This is a genomic window from Streptococcus sp. ZY171113 (assembly GCF_057748235.1).
Window position 1 is genome coordinate 666,221 of record NZ_CM173243.1, and the last position, 15,824, is coordinate 682,044.

At 50.1% G+C, this 15,824-nt stretch carries 11 protein-coding genes and 1 pseudogene; 9 read left to right on the forward strand and 3 right to left on the reverse strand.

Going from position 1 to position 15,824, the window contains the following annotated elements; translation table 11 throughout:
* The first annotated feature begins 58 nt into the window (after positions 1 to 58).
* The 3 genes from AC3ARB_RS03085 (at position 59) to AC3ARB_RS03095 (ending at position 4,037) form a co-directional block, all read left to right on the forward strand.
* Positions 59 to 979 carry a CPBP family intramembrane glutamic endopeptidase gene (locus tag AC3ARB_RS03085; protein WP_488321101.1) on the forward strand — a complete coding sequence of 307 codons (921 nt, stop codon included), beginning with the start codon at positions 59 to 61 and terminating at the stop codon, positions 977 to 979.
* 114 nt (positions 980 to 1,093) lie between these two features.
* Positions 1,094 to 3,085 carry an excinuclease ABC subunit UvrB gene (gene uvrB, locus AC3ARB_RS03090; RefSeq protein WP_488321102.1) on the forward strand — a complete coding sequence of 664 codons (1,992 nt, stop codon included), beginning with the start codon at positions 1,094 to 1,096 and terminating at the stop codon, positions 3,083 to 3,085.
* 10 nt (positions 3,086 to 3,095) lie between these two features.
* The gene (locus AC3ARB_RS03095) at positions 3,096 to 4,037 is read left to right on the forward strand and encodes a hypothetical protein (RefSeq protein ID WP_488321103.1); all 942 of its coding nucleotides are present in this window, start codon (positions 3,096 to 3,098) and stop codon (positions 4,035 to 4,037) included.
* A gap of 214 nt (positions 4,038 to 4,251) precedes the next feature.
* Here the strand turns inward: AC3ARB_RS03095 and gggC are convergent.
* Both gggC and AC3ARB_RS03105 read right to left on the reverse strand, forming a co-directional pair.
* Positions 4,252 to 5,798 (reverse strand): annotated as a pseudogene (gene gggC / locus AC3ARB_RS03100) (streptosactin export ABC transporter GggC).
* Between the two features lie 199 nt (positions 5,799 to 5,997).
* Complete coding sequence (locus tag AC3ARB_RS03105; RefSeq protein WP_488321104.1) at positions 5,998 to 6,708, reverse strand: TraX family protein; 711 nt, start codon at positions 6,706 to 6,708, stop codon at positions 5,998 to 6,000.
* 258 nt (positions 6,709 to 6,966) lie between these two features.
* Here AC3ARB_RS03105 and AC3ARB_RS03110 point away from each other — a divergent pair, with 258 nt between their 5' ends.
* The 3 genes from AC3ARB_RS03110 (at position 6,967) to AC3ARB_RS03120 (ending at position 10,806) form a co-directional block, all read left to right on the forward strand.
* The gene (locus AC3ARB_RS03110) at positions 6,967 to 7,719 is read left to right on the forward strand and encodes a lysophospholipid acyltransferase family protein (protein ID WP_488321105.1); all 753 of its coding nucleotides are present in this window, start codon (positions 6,967 to 6,969) and stop codon (positions 7,717 to 7,719) included.
* Positions 7,720 to 7,952: 233 nt separating this feature from the next.
* A complete protein-coding gene (locus AC3ARB_RS03115; protein WP_488321106.1) occupies positions 7,953 to 8,588 on the forward strand; it encodes a helix-hairpin-helix domain-containing protein in 636 nt (211 codons plus the stop codon).
* Positions 8,581 to 10,806 carry a DNA internalization-related competence protein ComEC/Rec2 gene (locus AC3ARB_RS03120; protein WP_488321107.1) on the forward strand — a complete coding sequence of 742 codons (2,226 nt, stop codon included), beginning with the start codon at positions 8,581 to 8,583 and terminating at the stop codon, positions 10,804 to 10,806. The genes AC3ARB_RS03115 and AC3ARB_RS03120 overlap by 8 nt, the downstream gene beginning before the upstream one ends.
* A 376-nt stretch (positions 10,807 to 11,182) precedes the next feature.
* On the opposite strand, the gene AC3ARB_RS03125 is transcribed toward AC3ARB_RS03120, so the two are convergent.
* Positions 11,183 to 12,739: an ATP-binding cassette domain-containing protein gene (locus AC3ARB_RS03125; RefSeq protein WP_488321108.1), complete on the reverse strand. Its 1,557-nt coding sequence runs from the start codon at positions 12,737 to 12,739 to the stop codon at positions 11,183 to 11,185.
* 104 nt (positions 12,740 to 12,843) lie between these two features.
* Here AC3ARB_RS03125 and AC3ARB_RS03130 point away from each other — a divergent pair, with 104 nt between their 5' ends.
* From AC3ARB_RS03130 to AC3ARB_RS03140, 3 genes are all read left to right on the forward strand, one after another.
* The gene (locus AC3ARB_RS03130) at positions 12,844 to 13,545 is read left to right on the forward strand and encodes an AAA family ATPase (RefSeq protein WP_488321109.1); all 702 of its coding nucleotides are present in this window, start codon (positions 12,844 to 12,846) and stop codon (positions 13,543 to 13,545) included.
* Positions 13,546 to 13,548: 3 nt separating this feature from the next.
* The gene (locus AC3ARB_RS03135; RefSeq protein ID WP_488321110.1) at positions 13,549 to 14,184 is read left to right on the forward strand and encodes a Maf family protein; all 636 of its coding nucleotides are present in this window, start codon (positions 13,549 to 13,551) and stop codon (positions 14,182 to 14,184) included.
* A gap of 101 nt (positions 14,185 to 14,285) precedes the next feature.
* A complete protein-coding gene (locus tag AC3ARB_RS03140; RefSeq protein ID WP_488321111.1) occupies positions 14,286 to 15,614 on the forward strand; it encodes a DUF1958 domain-containing protein in 1,329 nt (442 codons plus the stop codon).
* Positions 15,615 to 15,824 lie beyond the last annotated feature (210 nt).

The following is a 15,824-nucleotide window of genomic DNA, read 5'->3' on the forward strand; positions in this document are numbered from 1 at the left end:
CTAACCAGTGGTTTTTAGATTATAATGGTAGAAAACCTTATCAGAGGAGGTCGTCACCATGAAACGCCTATTAGATTTTCCGACACGCTTTTATGACAGGTGGCCCGTCTGGCTTCTGGTGCCATTTGGTCTCTTGTCGGTAGAAGTCTTTTTTCTTCTCGGAATAATCTTATCTAGTTTGGCGATTGGTCCTGCTTTAGGCCTGTACCTTACGTTAACCCAAAACTGGGTTGCTTTTACTGACTTCAGCCTCCCCCTCCACTTGGAGTTGCTGACCTTTTTGGGCGTTGCCTTGCTCAATCTGGCCTGGGTCAAATGGGTAGAAAAACGCCCTTTAGCCAGTCTTGGTTTTTTCAAGACGAGTTGGTTCAAGGAGCTGAGCCTGGGCTTTGGTCTGGGAGGCTTACAGTTCAGTCTGCTCTTGGCCCTGATATGGCTATTGGGTGGGCTTGAGCTGACAGGGATCAACCTGACAGGAAGAAGTTTCCTCTATGTCCTGTCCTTGATTCCCTTCTGGCTGATTCAAGGTGGCACGGAAGAACTGCTGACCAGAGGTTGGCTTTTGCCCCTGCTCAAGAGCAAGACCAACCTGGCTTGGGCTGTCGGTCTGAGCAGTAGCCTGTTTGGCCTGATTCATCTGGGCAATGAGGGCGTGACGCTCCTGGCCTTGGTCAACCTGATTTTAGCAGGTGTCAGCATGGCCCTTTACATGCTGTGGCGGGACAATCTTTGGAGTGTCGTTGGCCTCCATGCAGCCTGGAATTTTTTCCAGGGCAATGTCTATGGGGTTGCTGTTTCAGGCATTGATGCTCAAGCGAGTCTCTTGTCCATGACCAACAAGTCTGGTGTTGCAGACTGGCTATCAGGTGGCCTGTTTGGTCCAGAAGGGAGCCTTCTGGCCACCGTGGTTGAACTGGCCTTTATCCTTTACTTTGCCTATCGCTTGCGTAGCGAGCAAGGAAAAGGAGCTAAGCAGTAGCAAGATAAGATGAAATGGGAGGTCTTGACCTCCTTTTTCTTGTTAGCCTAGCTCATCAGGTCAGCTTATCTTATGCTATAATATAATGGAAGAAAATCAGTTCAAGGAGTTGTCATGATTGACCGTAAAACCACCAACCAATTCAAGCTCGTTTCCAAGTATTCCCCTTCTGGTGACCAGCCCCGTGCTATTGAGCAGCTGGTGGACAACCTAGAAGGTGGCGAGAAGGCACAAATCCTCCTGGGAGCAACGGGAACAGGAAAGACCTACACCATGAGCCAGGTGATTGCTCGGGTCAACAAGCCGACGCTTGTCATTGCCCACAACAAGACCCTGGCTGGCCAGCTTTACGGGGAGTTCAAGGAGTTTTTCCCTGACAATGCCGTTGAGTATTTTGTGTCCTACTATGATTACTACCAGCCTGAGGCCTATGTGCCGTCCAGCGACACCTATATTGAAAAAGACAGTTCGGTCAATGATGAGATTGACAAGCTTCGCCACTCGGCGACCTCGGCTCTTCTGGAGCGAAATGACGTCATCGTTGTCGCCTCGGTGTCCTGTATCTACGGTCTGGGAAATCCCAAGGAGTATTCAGAGAGCGTGGTCAGCCTGCGACCTGGTCAGGAGATTTCTCGTGATGAGCTCTTGAATGCTCTTGTGGACATCCAGTTTGAGCGGAATGACATTGACTTCCAACGGGGGCAGTTCCGGGTTCGTGGCGATGTAGTGGAAATCTTCCCTGCCAGCCGAGACCAGCACGCCTTCCGAGTGGAATTTTTCGGGGATGAGATTGACCGCATTCGGGAAATCGAAAGCCTGACAGGTCGAGTTTTGGGCGAGGTAGACCACTTGGCCATTTTCCCAGCCACCCACTTTGTGACCAACGAGGACCACTTAGAAGCGTCTATCGCTAAAATTCAGGCGGAACTGGAGGACCAGCTCAAGGTCTTCGAAACTGAGGGCAAACTCTTAGAAGCTCAGCGATTGAAACAGAGAACCGACTACGACATCGAAATGCTCCGCGAAATGGGCTACACCAACGGGGTGGAGAACTATTCCCGCCACATGGATGGGCGGAGAGAGGGCGAGCCGCCCTACACCCTGCTGGACTTTTTCCCTGAGGATTTTCTTATCATGATTGACGAGAGCCACATGACCATGGGCCAGATCAAGGGCATGTACAATGGCGACCGCAGCCGCAAGCAGATGCTGGTGGATTATGGTTTCCGCCTGCCGTCTGCTCTGGACAACCGTCCCCTGCGCCGTGAGGAGTTCGAGAGCCACGTCCACCAGATTGTCTACGTGTCCGCCACCCCTGGCGACTACGAGCACGAGCAGACCGAGACTGTGGTCGAGCAGATTATCCGACCGACGGGGCTCCTGGACCCTGAGGTGGAGGTCCGTCCGACCATGGGGCAGATGGATGATTTGTTGGGCGAAATCAATAGCAGAGCTGACAAGGGCGAGCGGGTCTTTGTCACGACCTTGACCAAGAAGATGGCCGAGGACCTGACCGACTACCTCAAAGAAATGGGCGTCAAGGTCAAGTACATGCACTCCGACATCAAGACCCTGGAGCGGACCGAGATTATCCGCGACCTCCGCTTGGGCGTTTTTGATGTCTTGATTGGGATTAACCTCCTCCGTGAGGGGATTGATGTTCCGGAAGTTAGCCTGGTCGCTATTCTGGATGCCGACAAGGAAGGTTTCCTCCGCAACGAACGTGGCTTGATTCAGACCATCGGACGTGCCGCTCGAAACTCCGAAGGTCATGTCATTATGTATGCGGACAAGGTGACAGACTCCATGCAACGAGCCATGGATGAAACCGCCCGCAGACGAAGCATCCAGATGGCATATAACAAGGAACACGGCATTGTCCCTCAAACTATCAAGAAGGAAATCCGCGACCTGATTGCCATCACCAAGTCCAGCTCATCAGAAGTCGCTGAAGAAACAGTGGACTACTCAAGCCTCAACAAGACTGAACGCCAAGCCGCCATCAAAAAACTGGAAAAAGAAATGCAGGCCGCTGCAGAACTGCTTGATTTCGAACTGGCTGCCCAGATTCGGGATATGGTGCTGGAATTGAAGGGGATGGGGTAGGAGAGAAGATATGACTCAAAAACAACTGAAAAAATTAGTTAAAGAATACGACATTTTACTGGAGAAAGAAAGTAGAACCTATAGGCCCGACTGGGCAACTTATTTTGAAACATTAGATATTGAGGGGAGGATTAAGAGATTTAGTGAAAGTAGCAAGGTTGAGCGAACTGCTGATGAGGCCTTTGCACTAGCTTATTTGCTTCTGTTTGATACTGTTTGGTATCGCTCACAAAAGAATGTCCTTCTCTATGAAGCTTTTAAGACTGGGGACCTGACTGCCCTGAATGACGCCCTCTATCAGATTTCTGTGATGGCTAGATTAAGCAATACTGCTGGAACTTCAGCAGGCCGTCTCTTCTATGCGTACAACATTTTGCCAGAACTCTTAGCAGCCAATCGCTTCACTGAAGTGTCTAAAGTCATTCCTCAGGTTGATGACATCAATGGCGGTCGTTTGGCCTATATTGATTTATTCAGAGCGGTTTTCTACGGTGCAGCTACCTATGAGGAGGGGGTATTTCCTGATTTGGATAATGATGAGAAATTTCTTTTGGCTCTCTTGAAAGACCAGCCTCAAGAAGCCTCGGTGCATCTGGCTGAAATCTGTAAGCAGGATAAACGGCCCCGTCAGTTTGGCGAAACCCGATTTACCAGAGGTTTTTCTGTTCGTGGGCATGCTTACTACAACCTCAGTCAGCAGGTCTTTGATGGGGCTTTTAGAGGACTGATTGAGAAACCCAAGGTTGATAATTTTTTGATGGAATTGGCAGAGTGGCAGGAGCAGCAAGATTTTCAGCCAGGAACAATTTTTCAACCCTTTCCAGAAAAACTAGCTTTTGCTAATGAGGTGATGACCCTAGATTTGCCAGCAATGCACCTTCATCGTCCCTATGCTGACCGATGTCCTCTTGTCAAGACTTCCTGGTGTTCGACCTTGATTTTGGCGAGGTAAACAGACTTTTATTCGACAGCCAAGCAGGTCAAAAGGTTTAACAATTAGAAAAAACGCCTAATATTAGTTTCTGGTAATTTTAGGCGTTTTTGATTGGTTATTTTTAGATTAGAGTGTTAGGGGGTAGAGTGACGCCCTTTGTCGTGGATAGCTATAGGAAACTGAAAGGCTTAAACCGCTGAGTTTGCTAACCTCAGTCAGGCTGGTAGGTTCCTTAGCCTAAGCGAATCACCTGATCGTAGCGGGCCAAACTCTCCTCGTCATAGTGGTGAATGACCTCAATGACCGTTTGAGGGAGAGAGAACAGGAGGTTTTCAATTTGCTTGGCATTTTTCTTATCCAGATTAGACTTGATTTCATCAGCCAAAATCAGGCTACTGTGATGGTAGAGGCAACGAGCGATGTCCAAGCGTTGTCGCTCCCCTCCCGACAGTTTTGCTGCATCATCTGACAGTCTGTCAAGGTTGACAGCCGTCACCACCTGTTTGAGTTTTCCCAAGTCGCTTGCTTGTCCAAGAGAGATGTTATCCATCAGGCTTAAAGAGGTAAAAACGTGACTGTCTTGCAGGATGTAAGCTGTTTGGGAACGACGGGCTTCCATTGGCAATTCCTGCCCATTAAATAGGATTTCTCCAGCGTCAGCTTGAATTTCTCCAGCAAGCAGATTGAGCAAGCTTGACTTTCCCGAGCCGCTTTCACCGATGATAGCAATTTTTTCGCCCTGCTTGATTCGCAGAGAAAAATCATCAAGAATAAGCCTTCCCCCAAGAGTGAGTGTGAGGTTCTTGAGCTCGATGGGAAAAAGCTGACGCGGTTGATGGGAATCAAGCTGAAATGGATTTGGTTTTAGGGCAAATTGATACTTGTCCCTCAGCTGTTGGGTTGATTTGTAGGTGTTGATGAAATATGAGAGCTCATTAAACTGATAACCAATAGTGTAGGATACCAGGTAAATAGCAATTAAGGAAGAGCCAGAGAGATAGCCCTTGTAGGTCATTAGGCCTCCGATGACCAGGGGAAAAATAGAGCAGAAGCTGTCAATGACTTTGATAATGGTGCTGTTTAGGGTTCGTTGCTTTTCGAAGCGAATCCCCTGTTGAATGGTCTTGTCTAAATCAGTCTGAAAGCGTTGGAAGAAGAAGCCTTCTGCCTGGTAGGTTTTGATAACCCTGCTTCCTGAAATAAAACTGTTCAAGGCGGCGAGATAAGACTGGTTGACCGTGGTTTTTTCCAGAGAGAGTTTATCCAGTTTTTTCGCCCCAATGCCGCTACTGAGGGCAGGGATAGAGTAAAAGAGGATGAAGACCAGCCCCAACCAAAAATTAACGCTTAGGGCATAGATGATGGAAATCGTGGTGAAGCCAAGGGAGGAAAGGATGATAACCGCAGATTCCAGATAGTTATTTTCTAACTGCTTGACATCATTTTCCAGATTTGACAGAAGGTCTTCCGATTTAATGTCATCGCTGGTCAGAAAGTGTTGAAAAATACGTTCTTTCAACTGCTTATTAAAGTCGGCGACAAGATGAGCATAGTAGTAGCGTTTGCCAGCCAAACCAATCAGAAGAATGAAATTTCCAAGAATTCCGATGAACAAGGCTTGCCAAAGTTGATTAAGTTGCTGAGCTTCGATACTGGCAACTATCATACTGACCAGACTAGGGTAGATAATGGCTTCCAACCAAGTGATGGCGATAGAAGTATGGCGATAGAAGTAAAGTAGAGCAAAAGATGTTTTTTAGAGACAAAAGATCTAAGTATAGCGGATGAATCCCCCGAAGTTATTGACTAATTTGGAAAGATTGTTGCTGGAGTAGGATAATTCAAGGATTTCTGAAAATCAGAACCTCTCTTTGTTCGCTTTTTTGATTTTTTTGTTTCAGCAGAGAATCATGGTATGTGATTTCGAAAACTCAAAATCGTTTTGTCCCAGCCTCTATGTGCTGAGCGAGTTTGTTAGTTAATACCCAAACACCACAAACCTCACTCCCCACAGGATTAGCAGGTGGAGAGGGTAAAAGGCGTAGAAGCCCCAGTTGAGCCAGCGGGGGGCGTAGCCCCGTTGGCCATTGTAGAGGGCTAGAAGGGGGATAACGGCCAAGAGGCCCAAGGTTGAATAAAAGCTAACGGGGTCATAAATCAGGTTACCCTGATTGAACCAGAGCATAGCGGCACAAGCGATAGCAGGAACGGCTAAGCTGGCCCTTGGTTTGCCGTGGGTCTTATAAAAACCAAAGATGATGGGCATGCCGAAAATCATCCAGTCTGAAAAGAAGGTCAGTGCCGTGGCAAAGAGGAGCACCAAAACTTGGAGGGCTGGGTGCTTGACCGCCTCACAGGCTATCAGCATCAGGACCCCAACCATGAGGGTGAACATGATGTTATTGGTGGGCAGAACCGGCAGGTAGGTCTGGAAGGCTCCCTGAAAGGGCAGAAAAGCCAGGCAGGCGAAGAGGCCTAGGCGGCCAGCGTACCGCCAGCGGCTGCGGGTGTAGTGAAAGCCCTCGACCAGCAGGTAAGCCATGATGGGAAAGGTCAAGAGTCCGATGGTTAGGTAGGCAAACCGCCAAGTTGACGACAGCAAAATCCCATCAAAGGTGTGGCCGATGTGGTTAATCAGCATGGCAGCGATAGCCACCGTTTTTAGCTCAAAAGCAGTCAGTTTTTTCATGATAAATCCTCCTAGCTTTACTTTAGCACATGGGTCCAGACTTGGCAAGGATTTATCGGTTCTTTTGGGAAATAGCCGAGCAGGTTAGGGTCGTGAGGTCAGGTTTTCAGGTCTTACTGCTTGGTTCAGCCACTGGCCAGGAGAGGGCTTGCTGAGCAGGCGATGGGGTCATGAACAGCCGCTCCTGGTGAGAAGCCCAGCGATTTTCCCAAGAAAAAAATCCCGAGTTATGGTAAAATAGAAGAAAAGGAGGTTTCCATGTTTTACAGCTATTTGCGGACCCTGGTGGTCTTTTTGCTCTGGGTAGCCAACGGCAACGCCCACTATCACAATGAAGACAAGATTTTGGACCAGGAGGAGAACTACATTTTGGTGGCTCCTCATAGAACCTTTTGGGACCCAGTTTACATGGCCTTTGCGGCCCGTCCCAAGCAGTTTATCTTTATGGCCAAGAAGGAGCTTTTTGCCAACCGCATGTTTAACTGGTGGATCCGCATGTGTGGGGCCTTTCCTGTTGACCGAGAAAACCCTAGCCGTGAGGCCATCCGTTATCCTATTGACATGTTGAAAAAGAGCAATCGCTCCCTGGTCATGTTTCCGTCTGGCAGCCGCCATTCCAGCGATGTTAAGGGCGGTGTGGCCATCATCGCCAAGATGGCCAAGGTCAAAATCATGCCTGCCAGCTACCGTGGTCCCATGACCATCAAGGGCCTTTTGGCTGGTGACCGAGTGGACATGAACTTTGGCAATCCCATTGATGTGTCCGACATCAAGAAGATGAATGATGAGGGTGTTGCTGAGGTGGCTCGTCGGATTCAGGCGGAATTTGACCGCCTGGATGCGGAGAATGCCAGCTACGACAATGGCAAGAGGGTCAATCCCCTGTCCTACCTGATTCGGCTTCCAGCCCTTCTCGTGGCGGTGGTCTGGGTGCTTTTGACCCTGCTCTTTAGCCTTGTGGCCAGCTTTGTCTGGGACCCTGCGAAAAAATTTAAGAACTTGTCGTCATAGAGATGAGTTATCCAAGGCTGTTCCTTTTGGCTCCAATCTAGGCAGATTTTTGCAGGCATACTGGCTGTATGGCAAAAAAATCTAAGGACGAAGGGGGCTAAAAGGATCAGGAACGGTGGATAACATCAGCTATGACGACCAGTTCTAAGGCTTAGTCTTATCAAACCTGCTCTTGTGGCAGGTTTTTTCGTTTGCCTTACGAATAATCAGGTAGAAAGATTATGGAGGTTGCTATGTTGGACGATATTATCGAAAAAATCAAGGCCTGTAAGGTGGCTCTTGCTCTGGGAGGGGCGGGTCTAGTGGCTGCTGGTCTGGTTGGGAGCCAGGTCCTCGCTAGCCCACCTGCGCCAGCTGATTTTCCCACAATCGAAACCAGCTCCAGTCCCACGGCGATAGAAGAAGAGGCGGCTCAGCCTGAGGTGACCACCATCTTGGTCGATGTCAAGGGGGCGGTGGTACGTGAGGGGCTTTACGAGCTACCAGTCGGCAGTCGGGTCAACGATGCGATAAAAGCTGCTGGTGGTCTCTTGGAGACGGCCGAGAAAACCTCGGTCAATCTGGCTCAAAAACTGGCTGACGAGGCGGTGGTCTATGTGGCCAGTCAGGGCGAGGCCGTCCCTGGGGTGGCGGTCGGTCTAGTGGGGAGCAGTTCCGTGACCAGTAACGCTACTGGCAAGGTCAACCTCAACACGGCTGACCTGAGCCAGCTTCAGACCATCACGGGCATCGGGGCCAAGCGGGCCCAGGACATCATTGACTACCGGGAGACCAGCGGTGGGTTCAGGAGCGTGGACGACCTCAAAAAGGTGTCGGGCATCGGCGATAAGACCTTGGAGAAAATCCGTGAGGAGGTGACGGTTGATTAGCCGCCTGCCCCTCAAACCAGCCTATCTGGCCTACCTAACGGTTCTGGTCTATTTCACCGTCCACCGCTTTTCTTGGCTGGTTTTGGGGCTCTTGGCCTTTTCCTTGGTCCGCCTTTGGGGCAATGGCCGAGCGATTTTTCTAAAGACGCTGGTCATCTTGTCCCTCTTTACTAGCCTCTTTTGGGTTCAGAGTAAAAAAGCCGAGCAGGCCTATGGAACTGAGCCCGCCCAGCTGACCCGAGTGACCATCTTGCCCGATACCCTATCCATCAACGGGGACAGCCTGTCCTTTCGGGGGCGGTCTGGCGGGCGGCTCTATCAGGTCTTTTACAAATTACCCAGTCAAGACCAGCAGGCCTATTTTCAACACCTGACCCAGCAGGTGACCCTTGAGGGGCAGTTGGAGTTGTCTGAGGCTGAGCCAGCTGGTAACTTTCGTGGCTTTGATTACCGTTCTTATCTCAAAACTCAAAGCATTTACCGCCTGGCCAAATTGACGGTCATTGACGAGACAGGCCCTGCTCAGGAGCCAGGACCACTTGATGTCTTGCGGGTTTGGCGGCGGCGGGCCCTGGTTCATATCAAGCAGACCTTTCCAGCTCCCATGAGTCACTACCTGACCGGTCTTCTTTTTGGTCACTTGGACAAGGACTTTGAGGAGATGGGGGAGGTTTATTCCAGTCTGGGCATCATTCACCTCTTTGCCCTGTCAGGCATGCAGGTGGGCTTTTTCCTGGGCTGGTTTCGGAAGATTCTTTTGCGACTGGGATTGACCCAAACCCAGGTTGACGGCCTCCAGGTGCCTTTTTCGCTAGTCTATGCGGGCTTGACCGGTTTTCAGGTCTCGGTGGTCAGGAGCCTGGTTCAGGCTGGCCTGTCCCGTCTGGGTGTCAAGGGCTTGGATAATCTGGGCCTGACAGCCTTAACCCTCTTTGTCTTCATGCCCAATTACCTTTTGACGGCAGGAGGTGTCCTCTCCATGACCTATGCCCTGGTCCTGACCGTTCTCAAACTGGATGAGTTGGCGGGCTGGCGGCGGTCGGTGGCCGAAAGTCTGGCTCTCTCGCTGGCCGTTCTGCCCTTGCTCATCTGGTATTTTGCCAGCTTCCAGCCCCTGTCCATTGTCTTGACGGCGGTTCTGGCCCTGCTCTTTGATGGCCTCATGCTGCCTGTCCTGACTCTGGTTTTCCTGATTTCACCCCTGGTCGCCTTGGATGGCCTTAACCCGCTCTTTGTGGGTTTAGAGGCGGTTTTGTCGGCCCTTGGCCAATGGCTGAGCAGGCCTCTGGTTTTTGGCAGTCCTAGTTTGCTGGTTCTGGTCAGTTTGCTGGTGCTTCTGGGCATCCTTTACGACTACCGCAGGCAGAAAAAACTGGTGGTGGGGCTGAGCCTGCTTATCGCTCTGCTATTTTTCCTAACAAAACACCCGCTGGAGCAGGAGGTCACGGTCATCAATGTGGGTCAGGGGGACAGCATCTTTCTGAGGGATGTGTGGGGGAAAACGCTGATGATTGATGTGGGGGGCAGGCCTGACTTTGGGGCTAAGGAGCCTTGGCAGGAGCGGCGGACCAGCAACAATGCCAGTCGGACGGTCATCCCTTATCTTCGCAGTCGAGGCGTGGGGCGGATTGACCAGCTGGTCTTGACCCATACCGATGCCGACCATATCGGCGATTTGGAGGAGGTGGCTAAGGCCTTTGCCATCGGGGAAATTTTGGTCAGTCAGGGCAGCTTGACCGAGGAGGCCTTTGTCGCTCGGCTCAAGGATTTGAGGGTCAGGGTGCGAGTGCTAACTGCTGGCGATAGCCTGCCTATTATGGGCAGTCACTTGCAGGCCCTCTACCCCTGGGAAACTGGCGACGGTGGCAACAATGATTCCATCGTGCTCTACGGCCGTTTGCTGGATAAGAACTTTCTCTTTACGGGCGACTTGGAAGAGGGGGAGCTGGACTTGGTCAAGCGTTACCCAGACCTGCCGGTTGATGTCCTCAAGGCTGGCCACCACGGGTCCAAAGGGTCTTCCTATCCCGAATTTCTAGCCCATATCGGGGCCGATGTAGCCCTGGTCTCGGCTGGTCTCAATAACCGCTACCAGCACCCCCACCAGGAAACCTTGGAGCGGTTTGAGGAGGCTGGTATGACCGTTTATCGGACTGACCAGGATGGGGCCATTCGCTTTAGAGGATTGCGAACCTGGAAACTTGAGACGGTGCGGTAGTTCGGTATGGTCAGGTGTTTGTTTACTCAAAAGAGAGTAGGATTCAATCGGTAACCCGCAGGGTTCGATTTCTCCTCACTTTTCTTGTTTTTATAGCTCGGGCTGAAACAGTCCCCCAGATTGTTTCGCTCCCACCTCCGCACAGCTCCAATCGCCTCACAGACGATTGAAGCTTGCAGATTGAGCGAGCAAAGCTCGCTACTGTCGTAAGGGCTGTTCAGCTGATAAAATCAGCGAAGAGAGGAGAGAGTTGCCGTGCAACTCAGGATTTCCCACCTTCAAGGCTGACACGCCTTGAAGCACTCAACCACTGCGTCACCTTTAACTAAGGAGAAAAAACTAATGAGGCCGAGACTTAGTCCCGGCCTTATGGTGTTCAGTGGATGACAAGCTGGTTATAGGAGGTGAAGTGTTTGCTTGGGCGATGGGAAATGTGAATAAGGCTCAAATCTTGTCGCTGGAGAAGGTAATGTTCGATGGTGTCGTAGAGGTCTTCGTCTAGGGCTGACAAGGCTTCATCAAGGATTAGCCAAGGTTTGTTTTCCAAGAGGGCTCGGATGAGGAGGAGCCGTTGCACTTGTCCGCCTGAGAGTTTGGTATCGTCATGATAGATTTCTTGAAGGGAGGCTAAATCTGGGAAGCGTTCGGTCAGTTGAAAGATTTCGAGGAGGGAAATGATGTCCTCAGCTCTGCCATTGTTCTGAGAAAAGCCAGTCAGGTTGTTCCAGATGCTATCGTGGAAGAGGCGACTGTTTTGGGAGAGGTAGGCCATTTGGTTTTGCAGGCTTTGGTAGCTCACTTGGCGAGCATCTTTTCCTTCCAATAATACCTGACCAGAATAGTCCTGGATGTTTCCTGTGAGGATATTGAGCAAGGTGGATTTACCGCTGCCACTAGGACCAGTGATGAGGTAATGACTACCTTGCTGGAAGTGATAGCTAAGGGGTTTTAGCAACTCCTGTTCATTCCGTTGACAGGCCAGTTGTTTGATGCTAATGGTGTCAAGTTTAGTCAGTTGGTCGCCAGTGTCTGGTTGGGCTGGTTGAAGCAACTGAGCTCGGATGGTCTTGACAGACTGAATGTCGGTCAAGGCATCTGAGATGAGGCTGGTCGGTAGGGTCAGCTCTTGGGCAATCGAGAGGAGCGTGACCAACCCACCGATACTTAGCCTTCCTTGAAAAACCTGCCACCCCCCCAAGAGGAGAATCACCAGCATGGTGCTGTAAAAAGCCAAGCCTGTGAGGACGTTGATGAGGGCTGAGGTTCGTTCCCTGCGGTAAACGGCTGTGTTCATTTCCTGGTAGCTGGTCAAGGTATCTGCGGTTACCTCTGCATGGGCAGAATGGTTTTGAATCGCTCGAAGATTTTCCAGGTAGTCGGTCGCCTTGAGGTTGTAGCGTGCCTTGGTGGTGGCCACGCCCTCTTGGTTGGCAATCAGGACAGTTTGAAAGAGTAGGGGCAGGACGATGGGGACCAGCAAGGTCAAGAGGATTCCAAGAGCCGTGAGCAGATTGAGGGATAGGAGGGCGGTGAAGGCAAAGAGGAAGGACACGACACCTTGAATCAGAGAAATCACCGTGTCATAGTGGAGGCTTTTGACCATCTCGATGTCGTTGTTTAGGGCAGAGACTTGCTCGGATGGGGATTGGCTTGTTCTTGTGTCATGGGTTGAAAAATAGCGGAGCAGGCTAGTTTGATGGATTTGGGCACCGATTTGATTGAGGTAGCTGGCGTTTAGGACTTGACGACCGTATTCAAAGGCTAAGAGGAGGGCGATGGTTCCTACAATCCAGCTGCTGGCCCGATAGAACCCCGTCTGGTCTCCCTGGCGGACAGCCTCGATAACAAACTGAATTTGGTAATTAAACCAAACTGACAGGCCAGCTACGGCTGTTAAACAACAAATGGTAAAGAACCAGGTGATTTTTTTCATGGGCTAAAACTCCTTTTTATGATATAATAACAGGTTGTTAAGTGGGTGTCAAGCTGTACTCCAAAAGGCATTTTCTGGTATAATGGTGGAAAGGGAGAGAAACGATGATTATTCAGAGCATCAAACTGGATTGGACCAGGATTCCATCTGACAGCTACTTGCGAGGCATCAGGAGTTTGAGGGGGCTAGAACAGCTGAATTTTTCCAGTCCTGTAACCTGTTTTGTTGGGGAAAATGGTTCTGGTAAGTCAACCCTCTTGGAAGCCATAGCCCTTGCCTACGGCTTTAACCCCGAGGGTGGGAGTCGGAATTACCAGTTTTCCACCTACGATTCCCATTCGGAGCTGGGGGATTGTTTGACCCTCATCAAGGGACTAGACCGACAAAAACGAGGCTATTTTCTCCGAGCAGAGAGTTTCTACAATGTAGCCAGTCAGGAGGAGGCTTATTTTGGCACTCAATCTGCGGGCTACCATCGCAAGTCCCATGGAGAAGCTTTTTTGGCGGTTCTGGAGCGGCATTGTAAGGGCAGGGGGCTTTATTTGTTGGATGAGCCTGAATCCGCCCTATCACCCCAACGGCAGCTGAGCCTCTTGAAGTTGATTGACGATGGGGTCAAGGCTGGTGGTCAATTTATTCTGGCCACACACTCGCCCATTTTGCTGGCCTATCCTGGGGCCGGTCTCTTGAATTTTGATGGGGAGGGCTTGACCGCTTGTGCCTACAAGGACACGGCTAGTTATCAGGTGACCAAGCTCATGCTGGATCAGCCTGATCGACTCTTACACTATTTATTGGAGGATTAAGTGATGAAAACTGTTTTTGATTACCAACAAGAGGGGCAACTGACAGGTTTTGACCAGGTTGTGCTCTTATCGACCTCGCCCCGCCGTCGAGAACTCTTGTCCTTTCTCAATCCAGATATTCGCTCGGTTGAGGTGGACGAGCGAGCAGTGGAAGAGCAGTTTATGGCTGTTTATGCGGATGAGGATTTTGTGACCCGAGCGGCTAAAACCTGTTGCGAGATTTCCAAGGCCAAGTCGGACATGGGCCTAGAAGCGGGCAAACTCTATGTGTCAGCCGACACCATTGTACTTTCCGATGAGCAAGTTTTTAACAAGCCTGGGGACTTGGCCGAGGCCAAACGCATGCTCCTGTCCTACTTTGGCAAGAGCCATTATGTGGTGACCTCGGTTTGCCTGCGGGCGGTGGGTTATCTGGAGGTCTTTTACACCATAGCCAAGCTGGATTTCGTGGACTACTATGAGGAACTCGGTCAGGCGGTTGATGACTATGTCAGGACCAAGAAACCTCTGGACAAGTCAGGTGCCTACGGCATTCAGGAACTGGATTCCCGTTTTGTCAAGGCCATTCACGGTGATATCTACACCATTGTTGGCTTGCCAGTAGCAGAATTATCCGCTCGGCTATTTTCCAAAAGGTAAAACTAGGGAAGTGATATGTAAAATTTTTATATAAATCACGTGACGGTTGGGAAAGTTTATGATATAATAATCTCCAGAATTGTTGTGCCAAGGAGGTTAATATGAAGAAAATTCTCAAGGTCGTGTGCTTGTTTCTAGTCTTGTTTGTGTTTGGTGCCCTGCCAGTTTCAGCAAATGACGATTTGGTTCGGATGGCTCAGGAAGCTGGCTACCCAGCGACAGCGAGTATTGCCCCAAAATCTGCGATCGTCATTGATGCCGATACGGGGCAGATTCTTTGGGGCCATGATTTGGACTTGCAGCGAGACCCTGCGAGTACCACTAAGACCATGGTGATTTACTTGACCATGGAAGCCATCAAGGCAGGTAAAATCAGCATGGATACAGAAGTGGTTGCGACCAAGACCGATCAAGCTATCGCTAATATCTTTGAATTGTCTAATAACAAGATTGTGGCTGGGGTGACCTATACAGTAGAGGAACTCTTGACCATGACCTTTGTGCCATCGTCTAACGTGACCACCCTCATGCTGGCCCATCTCATTCATGACGGGGATGACGCCTCCTTTATCGAGCTCATGAATGCGACAGCACAGGAGCTGGGCATGGCCAATACCATTTTTTACAATGGTACAGGGGCAAACATTGGGGCTTTTCAAGGTTATTATGCACCTGTTGGCTACGATTTGGAGCGCTATAACCTGATGACCGTTAAAGATTTGGCCATTCTGGCACGTGCCTTGATTACCAAACACCCAGAGGTCCTGGACTTTACCGACGATGTCAAGGTGACGGTGAAAAAGGGCACGCCTTATGAAGAGACGTTTGACACCTATAACCATTCCCTACCAGGAGATAAGCTGGCCTTTGAAGGGGTTGATGGCTTGAAAACGGGGTCTAGTCCGACAGCGGGTTACAATTCGATTGTGACGGCAGAGCGAAATGGTCGTCGCCTGATTGCGGTTGTTTTGGGAGCTAGTCAATGGGGCGATCCTCAAGGTGAATACGTTCGGCATTACTTTGTCAATGGGTTGCTCAATCATGCCTTTACGAATTTTGAGAAAAAGGAAATTTTGTCAGCAGGTCAAGCCACCATTGACGGCCAGACCTATCAGGTTGACAAGGCCTTGGTAGCCTATGTTGAAAAAGGTCAGCCTCTGCCTCAGGTAGAAGTGATTGGCAACCAGGCCAGTCTAGTGGGAATTGAGACCACAACTGGTCCCATGACCACAAGTGTTCAGGTGTCGACCTCGACGCCGAGTTCACAAATCAAGGCAATGACTCGGCCAGCTGAAGGGGCAAGTGAGGTGAAACCAGCCTCTCCCTTGACGACTATTCATTGGATATTCTTTGTCCTGATAGGTTTTATCCTCTTTTTGATCAGTTTTATCATCTGGTTGATTAAGGATTTGAAGGAATCAGAAGATTAGTGCGAAATAAGGAGGCTGGGATTTGGTCCCAGCCTTAGTCGTTTATTCTCCTTAGATAGACACGCAACTGGCCTCCTGATTGGCTGACTAGTCTGAATGATGACAATAAGGGAGTGAGGCAACTCGACCCCTTTGGGTCACAGATTGAATTCCCTTTCTTTTTTATGTGTCAAAAGAGACGGCGACTGGATTTTATGGTAAAATGAAAGA

Bases quoted from the DNA above. Each gene is read 5' to 3' on its own strand.
- AC3ARB_RS03085 (WP_488321101.1), top strand. From the start codon at position 59: ATGAAACGCCTATTAGATTTTCCGACACGCTTTTATGACAGGTGGCCC.
- uvrB (WP_488321102.1), top strand. From the start codon at position 1,094: ATGATTGACCGTAAAACCACCAACCAATTCAAGCTCGTTTCCAAGTAT.
- AC3ARB_RS03095 (WP_488321103.1), top strand. From the start codon at position 3,096: ATGACTCAAAAACAACTGAAAAAATTAGTTAAAGAATACGACATTTTA.
- AC3ARB_RS03105 (WP_488321104.1), bottom strand. From the start codon at position 6,708: ATGAAAAAACTGACTGCTTTTGAGCTAAAAACGGTGGCTATCGCTGCC.
- AC3ARB_RS03110 (WP_488321105.1), top strand. From the start codon at position 6,967: ATGTTTTACAGCTATTTGCGGACCCTGGTGGTCTTTTTGCTCTGGGTA.
- AC3ARB_RS03115 (WP_488321106.1), top strand. From the start codon at position 7,953: ATGTTGGACGATATTATCGAAAAAATCAAGGCCTGTAAGGTGGCTCTT.
- AC3ARB_RS03125 (WP_488321108.1), bottom strand. From the start codon at position 12,739: ATGAAAAAAATCACCTGGTTCTTTACCATTTGTTGTTTAACAGCCGTA.
- AC3ARB_RS03130 (WP_488321109.1), top strand. From the start codon at position 12,844: ATGATTATTCAGAGCATCAAACTGGATTGGACCAGGATTCCATCTGAC.
- AC3ARB_RS03135 (WP_488321110.1), top strand. From the start codon at position 13,549: ATGAAAACTGTTTTTGATTACCAACAAGAGGGGCAACTGACAGGTTTT.
- AC3ARB_RS03140 (WP_488321111.1), top strand. From the start codon at position 14,286: ATGAAGAAAATTCTCAAGGTCGTGTGCTTGTTTCTAGTCTTGTTTGTG.